Origin of the sequence: Hymenobacter sp. PAMC 26628 (assembly GCF_001562275.1) — a bacterium.
In the GTDB taxonomy this organism is placed as follows: Bacteria; Bacteroidota; Bacteroidia; order Cytophagales; family Hymenobacteraceae; genus Hymenobacter.
Genome location: NZ_CP014304.1, coordinates 851,504 through 867,512, shown reverse-complemented (window position 1 = coordinate 867,512; position 16,009 = coordinate 851,504). Strand labels below are relative to the sequence as shown.

The following is a 16,009-nucleotide window of genomic DNA, read 5'->3' as shown; positions in this document are numbered from 1 at the left end:
CAGTGCGGCCGGCATCTGATTAGAAATAATAGCAGCCCCATTTTTAATTCCTAATTTTTAATTTTTAATTCTTTTCCATTCCCTTTCCCCCAGGTTTTCGTCACGCTCAGGTGCTGGCTGAAGCCGAGCGCCGCCTGAAACGCCGCCGCGTAGTCCAGCCCAAAATCGCGCAGCCGCACGCCCAGCCCGGCGCTGATTTCCTCGCTCAGCGAGGCCACGCCCACGCGGGCGGCCAGGGCCCCCACCGGCCGGTACTCCACCCCGGCCTTGAAGTTGGCGGGGCGCTCCACGTCCTTTTCGGTTTCGAGGGCCAGCAGTACCTGCGCCGTGGGCCGGTAGGCCAGGCCGGCCTTTAGCACGGTGGGCACCCGCTCGTCCTGGTAGCTGGCCAGGCGCGCCTGGCCCAGGTTGTAGCCGTACACGCCAAGGGTGAGCTTGCCCGGCAGCACTTCCACCTGCCCGCCCAGCGAGGCCAGGGCCACGCGCCGGCTGCCCAGCCCTTCGATGCTGATTTGCAGCAGCTCCACGCGCCCGCCCACGCTGATTTGGCCCAGCCGGTAGCCATAGCCCGCGCCCACCCGCGTCTCGTTATAAAGTTGGCCGCCAAAGCGCTGCGCCTCCAGCGCCACCACGCCGCGGCGGGCCCAGGCGCGGGGCGTGGCCGGGGCCCCCACGGGCGCGGCGCCGGGCTCGTCGGCGGCCGCTTCGGGGCCCGGTGCGGCGCCCAGCGGCAGCGCCACCACGGCCGCACCCACGTTGAGAGCGGCGCTGAAGTAGCGGTTTTGGGCGTAGAAGCCGACCGTGGGGCGGGCCAGGCTGCCCAGGCCGGCGGGGTTGTTGGCCACGGCCCAGGCGTCGCCGTCGAGAGCCACGGAGGCATTGCCGAGGGCGGCGGCGCGGGCCCCACGCACGCCGGGACCGTTGCCCTGGGCCTGCGCGCTGACGCCTGCTCCCCACCCTAATAAAACCTCTAATAATACAAGTATAAGTAGCCGTTGGGGCATATAATCACAGATATGGATAGTTAGGGTACAAGATAGGGGCCCCGGCGCAAACATGGCCGTTGCGTGAAGCCGCCCGCCCCCCACCGGCCGCATATCGCGCGCACTGCCGACCTTTGCCGCTGCATGTCCCGCTCTCTCGCTGCGGCCCCGCGCCGCGAAACCGTCTTTCACCAGGGCCAGCCGCTCGACTACACGCTCGTGTTTCGGGCGCGGCGCACCATTGGCTTCGCCGTGCGGCCCGATGGCAGTGTGCACGTGTCGGCCCCGGCCGGGGTGCCGGCCGATTGGGTGGCCCAGCAAGTGCTGAAACGGGCCGACTGGATCCGGCAGCACCTGGCAGAATTCGCCCGCCGCCCGCCGCCCGCGCCCGCCCGGAGCTACCACGCCGGCGCGTTGCACCACTACCTGGGGCGGCCCCTGGCCCTGCGCCTGGCCGAGGGGCCCCGCCCCGCCGTGGCCGCAGCTGGCAACGAGCTGGTCATCACCTATCCTGCACCGCACGCACCTGCCCGTACCGAGGCCATTTTGCTGGCCTGGTACGCCCGGCAGGCTCCGGCGTTATTTGCCGCATCGCTGGCCCGCGTGTGGCCGGCGTTCGAGGGGCTGGGGCTGCCCCGGCCCACGCTGTTTGTGCGCCACATGCGCACGCGCTGGGGCAGCTGCACGCCCACCACGGCCCGCATCCGCCTCACCCCCGACCTGGTGCGCGCCACCCCCGGCTGCCTCGACTACGTGCTACTGCACGAGTGCTGCCACCTGCAAGTGCCCGACCATTCCCCGGCCTTCTATGCGCTGCAAGCTCGCCTGCTACCCGACTGGGAGCTGTGGAAGCAACGCCTGAACGCGCTGCCCAAGTAGCTGCTACCATGCAGCTACTTGAGAAAATCGCGCACCTATTTGCCAAAACCCGCAAGCCTAGGGGCCCCAATCCGTCGTAACTTTCGGTAATGGTTCGCTCGCTGGCCCGCTCGTTTTTTTTGGCCCTTATCTGGCTCTACCGGCACCTGGTGTCGCCCCTCACGCCGCCCAGTTGCCGCTACACGCCCACCTGCTCGGCCTACGCAGCCGAGGCCATCGCCAAGCACGGGCCCTGGCGGGGCGGGCGGCTGGCGCTGCGGCGCATCGGGCGCTGCCACCCCTGGGGCGGCCACGGCTACGACCCGGTGCCATAAGCCGGCCAAAGCCCGTATAAGCAGGCTTTCGGCTTTATTTCCACTTATGCGCTTTTCCTTTTTCCTGCCCGCCAGCCTTGCCCTGCTGCTGACGGCGGCGGCCTGCTCCCAGGCCCAAAATGACCAGGCCACCACCCAAACCGATGCCACCCAACCAGCAGGCCAGAACCAGCAGCCCGGCGGCAAAAAGAAGAAAGGCAAGGGCGGCGACCGCCACAAAGACGCGGACGCCGCTGCTCAGATCCCGGGCCTGCGCCAAGTGGGCTCCCTCAAAAATGTGGTGCCCGAAAGCTCAGGCCTGTGCCCGGCCGACCAGCCCGGCACGTACTTCAGCTTTGGCGACGAGGGCAACGACGCTACGCTGTACCGCCTCAGCGCCACGGGCCAGCTGCGGGGCACCCTGGCCCTGGGGGTCCCCAACACCGACTGGGAAAGCCTGAGCCGCGACGACCAGGGCAACTACTTCGTGGGCGACTGCGGCAACAACGCCAACGACCGCCAGAACCTGGTCATCCACCGCTTCCGCCCCGAGCAACCCCGGCAGGTGGCCGACATTAAGTTTAAGTACCCCGACCAAACCGAGTTTCCGCCCGAGCAGAAAAAGGCCCGCAACTTCGACTGCGAAGCCAGCCTCTGGCACGGCGGCCGGGTGTGGCTCTTCAGCAAAGACCGCGGCAACGACGCCACCAGCAAGGTATACACCGTGCCCGACCAGCCGGGCAGCTACACCGCCCAGCTCGTCACGAAGCTCGCCATCCCGGGCCAGGTAACCGACGCGGCCCTGCGCCCCGACGGCCACCGCCTCGTGCTACTCGGCCGTGGCGAGCTGTTCGTGCTCGACGGCAATTCGTGGGACGACCTTCTCAAAGCCACGCCCCGCCAGGTAAGCCTGGCCGGCGCCGGCCAAACTGAAGGCGCGGTCTTTAAAGACGCCAATACGCTACTCATCAGCACCGAGCAAGGCAGCTTTTACGAGTTCAAGCTACCGTTCTAAGTAGTCGCGCAAAAGTAATCGCATAAAAACGGAGACGTTAAATTTGGTGCATGCGCGCCCCCCTTGCCTTAACCCCCGACGAAGTCACCGCCCTCGACGCGTGTAGCCACCACGCCCGCCATCCCCGCCAGCGCCGCCGCGCCCAAGCCGTACTGGGCCACCACCGGGGCCAGACCCTGAACCAATTGGCGGCCTTCTTTGCCGTCCGCTACGCCACCGTCCACGGGTGGCTCAGCGCGTGGCGCGGCCAGGGCCTGGCGGGCCTGCTCGAAGGCCAACGGGCCGGCCGGCCCCCCAAACTGCCCCCGGCGGCCCAAAAAAAGTAAGGGCCTGGCTCGGCCCCGCCCCCCAACAGTTGCGGCGCTGGATTCCGCGCCTGCGCCGCGCCTTTGGCATCAAGCTGCACCTGAGCACGTTGCGCCGGCTGGCGCGCGCCGCCGGCTACGCCTGGAAGCGCTGCCGGCGCTCCTTGCGGGCCCAGCGCGACCCGGCCGCTTTTGCCGCCTGCCAAGCCCGGTTGCGGGACCTGCACCGGGCCGAGGCCTGCGGCGAAGTGGCCGTGGTCTCCGTCGACGAGTGCCGCTGCTCGCGCCAGGCCCCCGTGCCCTACGCCTGGCAGCGCCGCGGCCAGCCCCCGGTAGCGCTGCCCGCCGTACGCGGCCGCGGCGGACATGCCGTGCTGGGCTTCTGGCAGGCCCACGCCCCCGGCCAGCCCCTGCAGGCCTACGTGCGGGCCGGGGCCCTCACCGCCGACCTGTTCGTGCTGGCCGTCACGGACTTCGCCCAGTCCCTGGACCGCCCCACCGTCCTGGTGCTGGACAACGCCTCGATTCACCGGGCCCACGTGGTCCGCGCCTGCCACGCCGCATGGGCGGCGAAGGGCCTGAGCCTGCTGTTCTTGCCGCCCTACAGCCCGGAACTCAACCGTATCGAACTGCTCTGGCACCGCTGCAAGCACTATTGGGGGCGGCCGGAGGACTACCAATCCGACCACACCTTGCTTCAACGCATCGAATACGTCCTGATCCGAATCGGAAAAAATTATACGGTTACTTTTGCGTGACTACTTAACTTATTCGTACCGCTTGTTAAACGACAGGGCCCCCACGGTTGCTTAACCGCGGGGGCCCTGTCGTTTCGTTTGGGCGCGGTGCAAGGCGCTACTTGCGGCCAGCTACCGGCGCGATGGCGGGCCCCCCAGCGGCGGCCGCTTCGGCCGCGTCGAGGTCGCGCGGGGCGTAGCCGTAGGGGTTATTGGGGTCTTTGCCAGCCCGTAGCAGCACCCATATGCCGATGAGGATGAACGGGATGCTGAGCAGCTGACCCTGGTTCAGGAAATTACCGTTCTCGAACGATACCTGGTTCTCTTTCAGGTATTCAACCAAGAGGCGGAACGTGAAGAGCAGCACCACGAACAGCCCGAACAACTGCCCGCGCGGCGTTTTTTCCTTGGTGCGGTTCCACATCGAATACAGCAGCACGAGCAGGAACACGCAAAACAGCGACTCGTAAATCTGGGTGGGGTGGCGCGGCACGGCCATCGGCGCGTCGGGGGCTACGGGCGTGCCGGCGGGCAGCAGGCGGTAGCTGGAGGTGCCGTCAACCAACTGCACGGGCACGGCGGCCACTTGCACGGCTCCAGCGGGCAGTGGCCGCGTCACAGGCACGAGGTGCTCCACGTCGCGCGGGAAGGTGAAGGCCCACGGCGCATCGGTGGGCTTGCCCACGATTTCGGAGTTCATCAGGTTGCCCATCCGAATGCAGGCGCCGCCCAGGGCCACCACAATCACGATGCGGTCAAGCGTCCAGAGGTAATCAAACTTATTGTTGCGCGAGAACAGCCACACGGCCAGTAAGATACCAATAGTGGCGCCGTGGCTGGCCAGCCCGCCGTGCCAAATCTTGAACACCTCCAGCGGGTCTTTCAGGATGGCCGGCTCGTAAAAGAGCACGTGCCCCAGCCGGGCCCCCACGATGGTGCCCACCAGCATGTACACGGTGATGACGTCGACCCACGCCGGGGAGGTTTTCTCCGACTTGTAGATGTGGCCCAGCACGAACGTGCCCAGCACGAACGGCGCCATGAACAGCAGCCCGTACCAGCGCGGCGTGAGGGGCCCCACTTCCAGCCCGAACACGTGCCAGGGCCCCGCCGTGAAGATGGTGGGGTCAACATTCCAGAAAATACTCGCGAGGGATAACAACATGCGTAACGAAGGTGAAATAGGATTTCAAAGGTACTCAGCCCCCGGGCTTGCGGCCGGGCGGACCGTTTTAGGGCCCCAGCGGCAGGCACGGCCGTAGCTGCGAGACTACCCAACCAGGGGGTCCGCATCAACGCGGGAGCAGTCGCGGCAGGCCGGCGGCTTGGGGCTCCTGCGCAGCCGGGCGGAACGTAGCCCCGTCGCCGCTGAGGGCCAGCACCACTCCTGCGAGCAGCACGGCGTAGGCCGGCCGGCGCAGCCAGCCGGGCAGCGCGGAGGCAGCAGCGGGGGCCCCGGCGACGAGCCGAGCGTGCACCCGGTGGTAGAAATACGGGCGGGGCTGGGCCGGTGGCTGCGCGCGCAGCTGGCGCAGCAGGTCGTCCCATTCTTCGTCGGGGGCCGGGCGGGCGGGGGCATCAGGCATGGCGGGCAGGGGGTTACAGGTGTTGGCGGAGGGTTTGGCGGGCCCGGAACAGCAACGATTCCACGGCGGGTACGCTGGTGCAAAGCACAGCCGCTATTTCCGCGTAGCTCAGTTCTTGCTCGTGGCGCAAGGTAAAGGCCACCTGTTGCGCGTCGGGCAGGCAGGCCACGCGGTCCAGCAGGAGTTGGAGCTGTTGCTGGCCTTCGAGCAACGCCAGCGGGTGCGCGTAGTCGGGCGGCTCGGGCAGCCCGGCGTGGCCGAAGCCCAGCAGGCTGGTGACGTAGGCCAGGCGTTTTTTGGCGCGGGCCTTCCGGCGGTTTTTCAGGGCCCCCGAGGTAGCCAACCGGTACAGCCAGGTGCTGAGGGCGGCCTCGCCCCGAAACCGGCCGATGGATTGGTACACCTCCACAAACACTTCCTGGGCCACGTCTTCGGCTTCCTCCGGCGAACGCAGGAGGGCCAGCGCCGTGCGGTACACGCGGCCTTGGTAGCGCGCCACCAAGGTGCGAAACGCAGTCTCGCTGCCCAGTTGCAGCTGCGCTACTAGTTCGGCATCAGCCACCGGGGCGCTGGCCCGAGCAGCGGTGGGCGGGCCGGGGGCCTCAAGCAGCGGAACGGGGAAAGCCACAGAAATCAGAATAGGATAGTCAGTCAAGGGCCAACCCGGCACCGGCCCGCGGCGCGGCGGTTAAGGTTTGCGGAGGATTAGGCCCTTTTTTACCTGAGAACTTGTGCTGCTTTTCAAATTTATTTTACAAATGACTGATTAACAGTGATTATAATTTTAAATATTTCTGCAAAAGTAAGTTACGAGGCAGTGAGTAGCGCGAACCAAAGCCCGGGGTTCCTATAGCGCCGCCAGCTCGGCCCCAAAGCCGCCGCTGAGGATGGGGAAGCGCAGCCACGAGCGCGGGTCTACGTTGTAGTCGTCGAGGTGGAAGCTGGGGGCGTACCGCTCGCGCTTCCACTGGTTGCGGCTCCAGAGGGTGTAGAAGCGCCGCACGTAGGTACGCAGCTGCCCGGCGTCGGCAGCGGGCGTTTCGGCCACCAGCTGGGCCAGCACGGCGGCGGGCGCGAGGCGCTCGTAGAAAGCCAGCCGCTCGATGCGGTTGAGCAGCGGGTACGGCATCAGGTCGCGCTCGTCGGTCTGGTTAGCGGCCAGCGGGCGCAGCTCGGCGGTGGGCTGGAGGGCGTTGACGTGGCGCAGGGCCCCGTAGCCCAGCTCGGTTTCGGCCCAACGCAGCCACTGCTTCACGAAGGCCTTGTCGACGCCCGCGATGGGCGAGATGCTGCCGGCCGTGTCGCCGTCCATGGTGCAGTAACCTACGCTGGCCTCCGAGCGGTTGGACGTGGTGAGGAGCAGGCAATTCTGCACGTTGGCCAGCAGCCAGATGCCCGGGGCCCGCACCCGCGCCTGGATGTTTTGCAAGGCCAAATCGTCGGTTTCCCAGGCCAGCTCGCGCCCCAAGGCCCCCGAGATTTTGCCCACGTAGCCGGCCACCTCCTCGTCGATGGTCCAGTTAAAAAACCGGGCCCCCAGGCTGTCGGCCAGCTCTTTGGCCGACTCAAAGGTGTCGTCGGATGAATTGATCGTGCCTTGGTAAGCGCACGTCAGCAGGGCATTGACGAGCTGCTGGTTGTCGCTCAGCGCCGGCGGCGCGGGGGCCCCGGGCGCGGCGGGCGTGTCTTGCAGCGTCTGGGTAGCCTCACCCCCGGCGCCCTGCTGCACCGCCACCGGGGCCCCATCGAAGCGGCCGCTGCGCCGCTTGAACTCCTCCAACCCCAGCTCTTCTACGCCCAGGCGCACCATCTCGGCCACGCCCACCGCGCAGAAGCACGAGTCGGCCCCGCCGCTCAAGCTCAGCACGAAGCCGCGGCTGCGGGCCTTGCGCAGGTAGTCGAACAGCGCCAGGCTCATGGCTTGGTTGAGTTCCTTGTACTCGTCGGGCGCGGGCAGCGGCACAATTTCCGCGGCTGGGGCCAGGTCGTAGCCGAAGTCCACGTCCACCCACTCCAGGTCCACTTCCCGGAAGCTCAGCAGCTGGTTGCGCTTGAGCAGGTGGCCGTTGCGGGCCACCAGAATTTCGCCGTCGTAGATGATGCGGCCCGCCTCATTGCCCAGCAGGTTAGCGTAGAGGTAGGTGCAGTGGAAATTGCGCGAGGCTTTGAGCACCAGCTGGTAGCGCGAATCCGTCTTGCTCATGGCAAAGTGGCTGGCCGACGGGTTCACAATCATATCGACTTTGCCACGCAGCCGGCAGGCCGGGCGCATGTCGTCGGCCCGCCACGCATCTTCGCAAATCTCGAAGCCGAATCGCACCCCCCGGTGCTCAAAGGTGAGGTCGCCCAGCGGCCAGGTTTCGCCCCCAAACTCCACTGTCGTCTCCCCCCCCGCGGGCCAGGCCACAAAAAACCGCGGCTCGTAGTGGACCCCGTCGTTAGCCAGAAATTGCTTGGCCGCAAAACCCAGGATTTGCCCGTCGCGCAACACCGCCGCCGTGTTGTAGGTGCGGTGCTGCAAGCGCACGGGTAGGCCCACGCACACGCAAATCCCGTCGGTCCAAGGCCGAATGTCCTGCAAGCGCGCCAGTGCCTCCGCCGGCAGCCAGTCGCTCAGGAACAAATCTTCGCAGCCGTAGCCGGTGAGGCACAGCTCGGGCAGGCACAGCAGTTCCACGCCCGCCGCCTTGGCCTGCTCGATGGCCGTGCGGATGGTGCGCAGGTTATTGTCCCAGTCGAACGGGATTTGGTTGAGGGCGGCGCCGGCGATACGCATGGGAAGTTGGGAAGTGATGGGCAGATAACAACCGACGGCGAAGAAAGGGCCGAGAATCACAAACAAGGCCCCACCGGCACGGCCCAGGCAAGCGGACCGCCCCCGGTGGGGCCTCAAAAAAATGGCGCGTGGCTGGGGCCCCTACGCTACGCCCAGCGCCGCCAGGGCCCGCTCGGCGGCCAGTTGCTCCGCCTGCTTCTTACTAAGGCCCATGCCAGTGGCCACCACTTCGTCGTCGAGCAGCACCGTGGCGGTAAACTCCATGGTGCCGCCCGAGCGGGCCTCGCCGCTGAGATCGTAGCGCAGGTTTTTGCCCTGGCGCTGGGCCCATTCCACCAGCTTGCTCTTGAAATTGGCGGTGGTGGTGGTGAGCGTGTGCACGTCCACAAAGCCCTTCACGAGGCGGGTAAGGATGAACTTGCGGGCCGCTTTGTAGCCCAAATCGAGGTACACAGCCCCCACCAGGGCCTCCAGCGCGTTGCCGTTCACGGAGCGCGAGCGGGCCCCGCGGCCCTGGGCCGCGTCGAGCTGCACCAGCTTGTCGAGCCCCAGCTTTAAGGCAATTCCATTCAGGCTCTCGCGGTTAACAATGCGCGAGCGCACCTCCGTCAGGAAACCCTCCTGCTCGTAGGGGTACTTCTGGAACAGGTACTCGGCCACCACGGCCCCCAGAATGGCGTCGCCCAGAAACTCCAGCCGCTCGTTGGTCTGGTGGCGGCCCTTCTCGGGCTGCGCCCGCACCGCCGACGCGTGCGTGAAAGCCAGCCGGTACAGCCGGGCGTTGCCGGGGGCCTGGCCGGTCACCGTGCCCACGGCCTTGCGGAAGGCCTTATCCGAACCGAGCAGCCGCGAAACGAAACCTAACACAATCGCTGATTAGCCGTGATTAACCGTGATTTCACTGATTAATGACGAAGAGTTAAACGAGCAAAAACAACAGCTACTGAACCAGCGCAATCACAAGTAATCGCGGCTAATTCAGCGATTACAGCTTGCGGAAAATTACCGACGTGTTATGGCCCCCGAAGCCGAAGGTATTGCTCATGGCCACGTTCACTTCGCGGGCCTGGGCCACGTTGGGGGTGAAGTTCAGAGACTGGTTAATTTCCGGGTCAGGCGTGTGCAGGTTGATGGTGGGCGGCACCAAGCCATTTTGCATGGCAAAAATGCACGCCACCGCCTCGATGCCGCCAGCCCCACCCAACAGGTGTCCGGTCATGCTCTTGGTCGAGGAAATGTTCAGCGTCGCGGCGTGGTCCCCAAACACGGTTTCGATGGCCTTTATTTCGGCCCCGTCGCCAAGCGGCGTGCTCGTGCCGTGGGTGTTGATGTAGTCCACGTCTTCGGGGGCAATGCCGGCGTCGCGCAGCGCATTGCGCATCACCAGCACCACACCGGAGCCCGAGGGGTCGGGAGCCGTAATGTGGTACGCGTCCGACGACATGCCGCCGCCGATGACCTCGGCGTACATCTTGGCGCCGCGAGCCTTGGCGTGCTCGTACTCTTCGAGCACCAGGGCCCCGGCGCCCTCGCCCAGCACGAAGCCGTCGCGGTCCTTGTCGTAAGGTCGCGAGGCGGAAGCGGGGTCGTCGTTGCGCTCACTCATGGCCTTGAGGGCATTGAAGCCGCCCACACCCGACTCGGTGATGGCTGCCTCGGAGCCGCCGGTCACGATGGCGTCGGCCAGGCCCAGGCGGATGTTGTTGAAAGCGGCAATCAGCGCATCGTTCGACGAGGCGCAGGCCGAGGTGGTGACGAAGTTGGGGCCCCGAAAGCCGTTCTTGATGGAGATGTTGCCCGACGAGGAGTCGGCAATCATGCGCGGGATGAAGAACGGCGAGTAGCGCGGCGTACCGTCGCCGCGCTCAAACTGGAAACACTCTTCTTGCAGCGAGCGCAGCCCGCCAATACCCGAGCCCCAAATCACGCCCACGCGGTCCTTATCCACACCGCTGCCCGCGGCCAGCAGGCCGGCGTCGGCAATGGCCTCGTCGGAAGCAATGACGGCGAACTGCGTGAAGAGGTCCATTTTGCGGCCCTCCTTGCGGTCGAAGTAAGTATCGGGGTTGTAATCCTTCACCTCGCAGGCAAAGCGGGTTTTGAACTTGTCGGCGGGGAAGCGGGTGATGGGGGCAGCGCCGCTCACGCCGTTTTTCAGGCCCTCCCAGTACGCTGGGACGGTGCTGCCAATCGGCGTGATGGCCCCGAGGCCGGTAACGACAACGCGTCGGATGGACGACATAAGCAAGCGCCAGCGGCGCAAAAAAGGGGCAGACTAAAACCACGAAACCGGCCGGCGGCGAGCCGGCCGGTCATGGCAACTATAAAGCGTAAAGACTACTTGGCGTGCTCTTCGAGGTAGCTAACGGCTTGGCCCACGGTCTGGATATTCTCGGCCTGGTCGTCGGGGATGCTTACGTTGAACTCTTTTTCGAATTCCATAATCAGCTCCACGGTGTCGAGCGAATCGGCGCCCAGGTCGTTGGTGAAGCTGGCTTCTGGGGTCACTTCCGAGGCTTCCACACCTAGTTTATCGATAATGATGGCCTTTACTTTTTCTGCGATTTCAGACATTTCCGTGGGGTTTAGGGAAGATTACGGCGCAAAGTAACGAGAGATTTTCTAACCGGAGCCGGTATTGGGGCCCAAAACGCGGGTGTAAGATTGTGGCCCGGGCCCGTGTTTGGGGCCCCAATCGCCCGTAGCTTTGCCCCGGCGGCCCAGTGCGGCGGCCGCCCGCTGCCGTGACGAAGACTTTTACCTTAGACGTGGAGCTGGCCTGCGACTTCGACCTGTTCGGGCTCGTGTCCAGCGCCCGCGACTACTCGCTGGCCTGGGCCCTTAACCAGGCCCTGCGCCTGCGCCTGCGCCGGCAGCCCGAGCTGCTGCTGCCGCTGCCCGGGCGCGAGCAGCTCGTATTCAGCCACTATTTGCATGCCACGGAGGTGCTTACGCTGCGCTTGTTTCGCAACCGGGCCCTGGTACCTTCGGCCTTCCCGAAGCCCTTCCTGGCCCCCGACGTGAAGGAGTACGACTACCTACTGGCCATTACGAACGGCGGCGATGAGCTGGCCGGCGCGGCCCTGGTGGCCCGCCTCACCGCCCTGCCCGCCGTGCAGTACGCCGCCCAATTCGACCCCAATACGCTTAAGTATAAAGAGAACTTGATTTTGTAGGGCCCCGGGGATCGGCGCTGGCCGGTTCCTTTTTCTTAAACTTGCAGCCCGAACCCCTCTCCCCTTCAATGGAAAACCGACCCAGCTTTAATAAAACCAAAATTGTGGCCACCGTAGGGCCCGCCTCCAACACCTACGAGCGCCTCGGCATGCTCATCCGCGAGGGCGTGGACGTGTTCCGGCTCAACTTCTCGCATGGCAAGCACGAGGAGCACCTGGAGGTCATCAACCTGGTGCGCCGCCTCAACAAGGACCTGCGCACCAACGTGGGCCTGCTCCAGGACTTGCAGGGCCCCAAGATTCGCCTCGGCGACGTGGAAGGCGGCGGCGTAGAAATTAAGCGCGGCGACAAAATCAAGCTCGTGTGCGGCGAGAAGGAAATCAGCACGGCCACCCGCCTGAGCACCATTTACCTGGGCTTGGCCCGCGACGTGAAGCCCGGCGACATGATCCTCATCGACGATGGCAAAATTGAGTTGAAGGTGCTGGCCACCGACCGCGAGGCAGAGGTGGACGTGGAGGTTATCTACGGCGGCCTGGTGAAGCCCCGCAAGGGCATCAACCTGCCCGACTCGAAGGTGTCGGCCCCGAGTATGACGGAGAAGGACATCGAGGACCTCAAGTTTGGCCTCGCCAACGACGTGGACTGGATTGCGCTCAGCTTTGCGCGCCGCGCCGAGGACATCCGCTTCATCAAGCAGCTCATTGCCGAAGCGGGCAAGGACATCCGCGTGGTGGCCAAAATTGAGACGCCCGAGGGCTTGGAAAACCTCGACGAAATCATTGCCATCACCGACGCCGTAATGGTGGCCCGCGGCGACCTTGGCGTGGAGGTGAAGATGGAGGAAGTACCGATGGCCCAGAAGATGATCATCGCCAAGTGCAACGCGGCCGGCAAGCCCGTCATCGTGGCCACCCAAATGATGGAGTCGATGATTACGGCCCCTCGCCCCACCCGCGCCGAAACCAGCGACGTGGCCAATGCCGTGCTCGACGGAGCCGACGCGGTGATGCTCTCGGCCGAAACCGCCGTGGGGGCCTACCCTGCCGAGGTAATCCGCTCGATGGTGGGCACCATCATGAGCGTGGAAACCCAGAGCCCCAACCTGTTTTACCGCTGGCGCACCATCGACCCGGCCAGCACTTCCTTCATCGCCAACAGCATCCTTTCGGCGGCTTGCCATTTGGCTAAAAACACGGGCGCCAAGGTCATTACCGGCCTGACTTACAACGGCTATACGGCCTTCCAGATTGCCAAGTACCGCCCCAAGGCCAACATTTTCATCTTCACCGGCAACCGCTCCCTACTCACTGCCCTGAGCTTGGTGTGGGGCGTGCGCGGCTTCTACTACGACCGCTACATCAGCACCGACAGCACCGTGGCTGACATCCGCTCGGTGCTCACCACCACCGGCAACCTCGACGCCGGCGACGTGTTCATCACCACCGGCTCGATGCCCATGCAGGAGAAGGGCAAGGCCAACATGGTAAAGGTCACCGTGGCCTAAACGAATGTTTCAGAAGCCGCCTGCGGCTCGCTGTTGTCACCAAAACGCCCCGGTTGCTAGCAGCAGTCGGGGCGTTCTTGCTGGGGCCCTATCGTGAGCCTTATTAGCTTTTGGGCCCGTGTGCCGTAGCGCGAACTTTGTAGTTCATGGCTCTCGCTTCGTCCTGCTGATTACTGTTCTGTTCAGCGATGCGAACCACAAAGTTCGCGTTACAGCCTAGCCGCTTTTATATTCAGCCAGAAGTTGTGCCAAGATGCCATTCGAATAGGTGAGAGTTTGTCATTCCGGCCAAGAAATAAGTTGGATAAAACCTATCAAGGGGAGTCCCCAGATTCCTCCTTGGTCGAAATGACAAGTTTCCTATTTGGATACCACACTTCAAGCAGTTTAATCCTGCGAAAATATCAATCCGAGTAGACGCGCAAGAGGCCCCGTCTCCAGTTGGAAACGGGGCCTCTTGGTGTAAAGCGGAGGACCGGACCTTGGGGCGGCGCAGCCCGGCCCTCCTATTCGTTACGCGCTAAGCGCATTAACGAACTTCGTAAGCTTGCTCTTATTGTTAGCAGCTTTATTTTTGTGGATGATGCTCTTCTTGGCCAAACGGTCCAGCATCGACGACACTTTCTTCAACAGGTCCTGTGCGGCCGTTTTGTCGGTGGTGGCGCGCAGCTTTTTAATGGCCGTGCGGGTCGATTTGTGCTGGTAGCGGTTCAATACGCGCTTGGCTTCGTTGCTGCGGATGCGCTTGAGAGCCGACTTGTGGTTTGCCATGACAAGAAAAACTATAAAAATCGGCTGTTAAGCCGAGGATTTTTGCGTTTGGGAGAGCAAAGGTACGAGATTTTCCCGAACCAGCAACCCTAATCCTTAAGAATTTTTATGGGTCCCCAGCATCAATGGGCGTTTGATGAAAACCTAGTAAGCGCGCCAATTACTTCCCATCTTTGGGAAAGTCCTACTCGCTTGCGGCCGGGCCCCCACCTACTAACATGCCCTTCGTTTCGCATTCGGCCTACCAGCCGCCCCGCTACCTGTTCAACGGCCACGTGCAGACCATTGTGCCCAGCCTGTGGCGCTCGGTGCCCGACGTGGCCTACCAACGCGAGCGGCTGGAACTGGCTGACGGCGACTTTCTCGACCTGGACTGGAGCCGACCGCCGGCCGGGGGCCCCACCGACGGCCTCGTGGTGGTGTCGCACGGCTTGGAAGGCAGCAGCGACCGGGCTTACGTGCGCGGCATGGTGCGGGCCCTGAACCGCGCCGGCCTCGACGCGCTGGCCTGGAACTACCGCAGCTGCGGCGGCGAGATGAACCGCCTGCTCCGCTCCTACCACCTCGGTGATACCGAGGATTTGGACCTGGTGCTGCGGCACGCCCTGGCTACCGGCCGCTACCAGCGCGTGTACCTGACGGGGTTTTCGGCGGGCGGTAATGTGACGCTCAAGTACCTGGGCGAGGCACCCGACCGGGTTCCGGCCGCGGTACAGCGCGCCGCCGTGTTTTCGGTGCCCACCGATTTGCGGGCCAGCTCCATGTACATTGCCCGGCCGCAAAACACGGTGTACATGCGGCGCTTCCTCAAAACGCTGCGCCAGAAAATCCGCGCGAAAGCTGTGCTGCTGCCCGGTGAGGTAGACTTGACGGGGCTCGACGAAGTGCGCGATTTCCCGCAGTTTGACGACCGCTACACGGCCCCCATGCACGGCTTTGCCTCCGCCGATGCCTACTACGCCCACGCCAGCTCGGGGCAGTACCTGGCCAACATCAAAGTGCCCACACTGCTGGTAAACGCCGAGAACGACCCTTTTCTGCCGCCCTCGTGCTTTCCGCGCGCAGCGGCGGCGGCCTCCGCCTTTGTGTACCTCGAAACGCCGCCTGCGGGCGGGCACGTAGGCTTCGGCGAGGGGGCCCCGGATGGCGAATACTACTCGGAGCGGCGGGCGGTGGAATTCCTGCTGGGGCCCCTGCCTGCCTAATTTTCTGGGTTTAGCGGGCGCGCGAGTTGGCGGGCACGAACACGACTTTTTTGGTTTCGTAAAATTCCTCGGGGAAGAATTGCGCCAAATCAGTGACGGTGGCCACCAGGCCCGACTCGGCAATTTCCTCGGTCAGGTCGCCGCCCTTCAGCAGGTACATCCCGCTTTCCCGCAGGCCCTTGGGCTTAAATAGGTGGGCCACCCACGGGTGAAAGGTGGCGAGGCGGGCCACGGCGCGGCTCACCACGAAGTCGTATTTGGGGCGCAACTGCTCGGCGCGGGTTTGCTCGGCCGTCACGTTGTCGAGGCCCAGGGCCCCAGCCATGAACTGCACGGCCCGAATCTTCTTGCCGATGCTGTCCACCAAGTGGAAATGCACCTCCGGAAACGCAACGGCCAGCGGCAGGCCGGGCAGGCCCCCGCCGGTGCCCACGTCGAGCACGGCGCTGCCCTTCGGGAATTGGACCACCTTGGCGATGCCCAGCGAGTGCAAAATGTGCCGCTCCGCGAAGTTGTCCATGTCGGCGCGCGACACCAAGTTCACCTGCTCGTTGATGATGCGGAACTCAGTTTCGAACTGCTTAAATAGCTGGAGCTGCTGGGGCGTGAACGTGGGGAAGTGCTGCTGGAAGAGGTTCATGCGTGCAAAGTTGCACGGTTCGGCGACTTTGGGGCCCCGGCGGGGGGCTTGCGCTTGGCGGGGCTATTCGACAAAATAAGTATCTTATACTTAATTGCTTTACGATATAAATTTATTTTTTATCAACACATATTT

18 protein-coding genes are annotated in these 16,009 nt (G+C 64.3%); 8 read left to right on the top strand and 10 right to left on the bottom strand.

Annotated features, from left to right (window positions below; genetic code table 11):
- Positions 1 to 50: 50 nt before the first annotated feature.
- A complete protein-coding gene (locus AXW84_RS04145) occupies positions 51 to 1,004 on the bottom strand; it encodes a hypothetical protein (RefSeq protein WP_157886801.1) in 954 nt (317 codons plus the stop codon).
- 123 nt (positions 1,005 to 1,127) lie between these two features.
- Here AXW84_RS04145 and AXW84_RS04140 point away from each other — a divergent pair, with 123 nt between their 5' ends.
- The 5 genes from AXW84_RS04140 to AXW84_RS04120 all read left to right on the top strand — a co-directional run bounded on the left by AXW84_RS04140 (position 1,128) and on the right by AXW84_RS04120 (position 4,233).
- Positions 1,128 to 1,862: a M48 family metallopeptidase gene (locus tag AXW84_RS04140; protein WP_068229098.1), complete on the top strand. Its 735-nt coding sequence runs from the start codon at positions 1,128 to 1,130 to the stop codon at positions 1,860 to 1,862.
- Between the two features lie 89 nt (positions 1,863 to 1,951).
- A complete protein-coding gene (gene yidD / locus AXW84_RS04135) occupies positions 1,952 to 2,176 on the top strand; it encodes a membrane protein insertion efficiency factor YidD (RefSeq protein ID WP_068229095.1) in 225 nt (74 codons plus the stop codon).
- A gap of 46 nt (positions 2,177 to 2,222) precedes the next feature.
- Complete coding sequence (locus tag AXW84_RS04130; protein ID WP_068229092.1) at positions 2,223 to 3,170, top strand: hypothetical protein; 948 nt, start codon at positions 2,223 to 2,225, stop codon at positions 3,168 to 3,170.
- Between the two features lie 50 nt (positions 3,171 to 3,220).
- Positions 3,221 to 3,496, top strand: a complete 276-nt coding sequence (locus tag AXW84_RS04125; protein ID WP_068229089.1) for a helix-turn-helix domain-containing protein — start codon at positions 3,221 to 3,223, stop codon at positions 3,494 to 3,496.
- A gap of 29 nt (positions 3,497 to 3,525) precedes the next feature.
- Positions 3,526 to 4,233 (top strand): IS630 family transposase, encoded by a 708-nt coding sequence (locus AXW84_RS04120; RefSeq protein WP_068229086.1) that lies wholly within the window; start codon positions 3,526 to 3,528, stop codon positions 4,231 to 4,233.
- 97 nt (positions 4,234 to 4,330) lie between these two features.
- On the opposite strand, the gene lgt is transcribed toward AXW84_RS04120, so the two are convergent.
- From lgt to AXW84_RS04085, 7 genes are all read right to left on the bottom strand, one after another.
- Positions 4,331 to 5,377, bottom strand: coding sequence for a prolipoprotein diacylglyceryl transferase (lgt, locus tag AXW84_RS04115; protein ID WP_068229083.1), 1,047 nt, complete (start codon positions 5,375 to 5,377; stop codon positions 4,331 to 4,333).
- 127 nt (positions 5,378 to 5,504) lie between these two features.
- Positions 5,505 to 5,798 carry a hypothetical protein gene (locus AXW84_RS04110; RefSeq protein ID WP_068229080.1) on the bottom strand — a complete coding sequence of 98 codons (294 nt, stop codon included), beginning with the start codon at positions 5,796 to 5,798 and terminating at the stop codon, positions 5,505 to 5,507.
- A 13-nt stretch (positions 5,799 to 5,811) separates the two neighbouring features.
- On the bottom strand, positions 5,812 to 6,426 hold the full coding sequence (locus AXW84_RS04105; RefSeq protein ID WP_236943240.1) for an RNA polymerase sigma factor: 615 nt from the start codon (positions 6,424 to 6,426) through the stop codon (positions 5,812 to 5,814).
- A gap of 219 nt (positions 6,427 to 6,645) precedes the next feature.
- Positions 6,646 to 8,574 (bottom strand): NAD(+) synthase, encoded by a 1,929-nt coding sequence (gene nadE / locus AXW84_RS04100; RefSeq protein WP_068229077.1) that lies wholly within the window; start codon positions 8,572 to 8,574, stop codon positions 6,646 to 6,648.
- Between the two features lie 141 nt (positions 8,575 to 8,715).
- Complete coding sequence (rnc, locus tag AXW84_RS04095) at positions 8,716 to 9,441, bottom strand: ribonuclease III (protein ID WP_236943239.1); 726 nt, start codon at positions 9,439 to 9,441, stop codon at positions 8,716 to 8,718.
- Between the two features lie 118 nt (positions 9,442 to 9,559).
- Complete coding sequence (gene fabF / locus AXW84_RS04090; protein ID WP_068229071.1) at positions 9,560 to 10,816, bottom strand: beta-ketoacyl-ACP synthase II; 1,257 nt, start codon at positions 10,814 to 10,816, stop codon at positions 9,560 to 9,562.
- A gap of 95 nt (positions 10,817 to 10,911) precedes the next feature.
- On the bottom strand, positions 10,912 to 11,148 hold the full coding sequence (locus AXW84_RS04085) for an acyl carrier protein (RefSeq protein ID WP_068229068.1): 237 nt from the start codon (positions 11,146 to 11,148) through the stop codon (positions 10,912 to 10,914).
- A 170-nt stretch (positions 11,149 to 11,318) separates the two neighbouring features.
- Here AXW84_RS04085 and AXW84_RS04080 point away from each other — a divergent pair, with 170 nt between their 5' ends.
- On the top strand, positions 11,319 to 11,750 hold the full coding sequence (locus tag AXW84_RS04080) for an IPExxxVDY family protein (protein ID WP_071892557.1): 432 nt from the start codon (positions 11,319 to 11,321) through the stop codon (positions 11,748 to 11,750).
- 68 nt (positions 11,751 to 11,818) lie between these two features.
- Positions 11,819 to 13,258, top strand: coding sequence for a pyruvate kinase (gene pyk / locus AXW84_RS04075; RefSeq protein ID WP_068229059.1), 1,440 nt, complete (start codon positions 11,819 to 11,821; stop codon positions 13,256 to 13,258).
- A gap of 513 nt (positions 13,259 to 13,771) precedes the next feature.
- Here the strand turns inward: pyk and rpsT are convergent.
- On the bottom strand, positions 13,772 to 14,029 hold the full coding sequence (gene rpsT, locus AXW84_RS04070) for a 30S ribosomal protein S20 (protein WP_068229057.1): 258 nt from the start codon (positions 14,027 to 14,029) through the stop codon (positions 13,772 to 13,774).
- Between the two features lie 218 nt (positions 14,030 to 14,247).
- On the opposite strand from rpsT, the gene AXW84_RS04065 reads away from it, so the two are divergent.
- Positions 14,248 to 15,234: a YheT family hydrolase gene (locus AXW84_RS04065; RefSeq protein WP_068229054.1), complete on the top strand. Its 987-nt coding sequence runs from the start codon at positions 14,248 to 14,250 to the stop codon at positions 15,232 to 15,234.
- Between the two features lie 10 nt (positions 15,235 to 15,244).
- On the opposite strand, the gene rsmG is transcribed toward AXW84_RS04065, so the two are convergent.
- Positions 15,245 to 15,874 (bottom strand): 16S rRNA (guanine(527)-N(7))-methyltransferase RsmG, encoded by a 630-nt coding sequence (rsmG, locus tag AXW84_RS04060; RefSeq protein ID WP_068229050.1) that lies wholly within the window; start codon positions 15,872 to 15,874, stop codon positions 15,245 to 15,247.
- Between the last annotated feature and the right edge of the window lie 135 nt (positions 15,875 to 16,009).

Coding starts and splice junctions, on each gene's coding strand:
- AXW84_RS04085 (WP_068229068.1), bottom strand. CDS start 11,148: ATGTCTGAAATCGCAGAAAAAGTAAAGGCCATCATTATCGATAAACTA.
- lgt (WP_068229083.1), bottom strand. CDS start 5,377: ATGTTGTTATCCCTCGCGAGTATTTTCTGGAATGTTGACCCCACCATC.
- nadE (WP_068229077.1), bottom strand. CDS start 8,574: ATGCGTATCGCCGGCGCCGCCCTCAACCAAATCCCGTTCGACTGGGAC.
- AXW84_RS04145 (WP_157886801.1), bottom strand. CDS start 1,004: ATGCCCCAACGGCTACTTATACTTGTATTATTAGAGGTTTTATTAGGG.
- pyk (WP_068229059.1), top strand. CDS start 11,819: ATGGAAAACCGACCCAGCTTTAATAAAACCAAAATTGTGGCCACCGTA.
- fabF (WP_068229071.1), bottom strand. CDS start 10,816: ATGTCGTCCATCCGACGCGTTGTCGTTACCGGCCTCGGGGCCATCACG.
- AXW84_RS04110 (WP_068229080.1), bottom strand. CDS start 5,798: ATGCCTGATGCCCCCGCCCGCCCGGCCCCCGACGAAGAATGGGACGAC.
- rsmG (WP_068229050.1), bottom strand. CDS start 15,874: ATGAACCTCTTCCAGCAGCACTTCCCCACGTTCACGCCCCAGCAGCTC.
- AXW84_RS04140 (WP_068229098.1), top strand. CDS start 1,128: ATGTCCCGCTCTCTCGCTGCGGCCCCGCGCCGCGAAACCGTCTTTCAC.
- AXW84_RS04065 (WP_068229054.1), top strand. CDS start 14,248: ATGCCCTTCGTTTCGCATTCGGCCTACCAGCCGCCCCGCTACCTGTTC.
- rpsT (WP_068229057.1), bottom strand. CDS start 14,029: ATGGCAAACCACAAGTCGGCTCTCAAGCGCATCCGCAGCAACGAAGCC.
- AXW84_RS04130 (WP_068229092.1), top strand. CDS start 2,223: ATGCGCTTTTCCTTTTTCCTGCCCGCCAGCCTTGCCCTGCTGCTGACG.
- AXW84_RS04125 (WP_068229089.1), top strand. CDS start 3,221: ATGCGCGCCCCCCTTGCCTTAACCCCCGACGAAGTCACCGCCCTCGAC.
- yidD (WP_068229095.1), top strand. CDS start 1,952: ATGGTTCGCTCGCTGGCCCGCTCGTTTTTTTTGGCCCTTATCTGGCTC.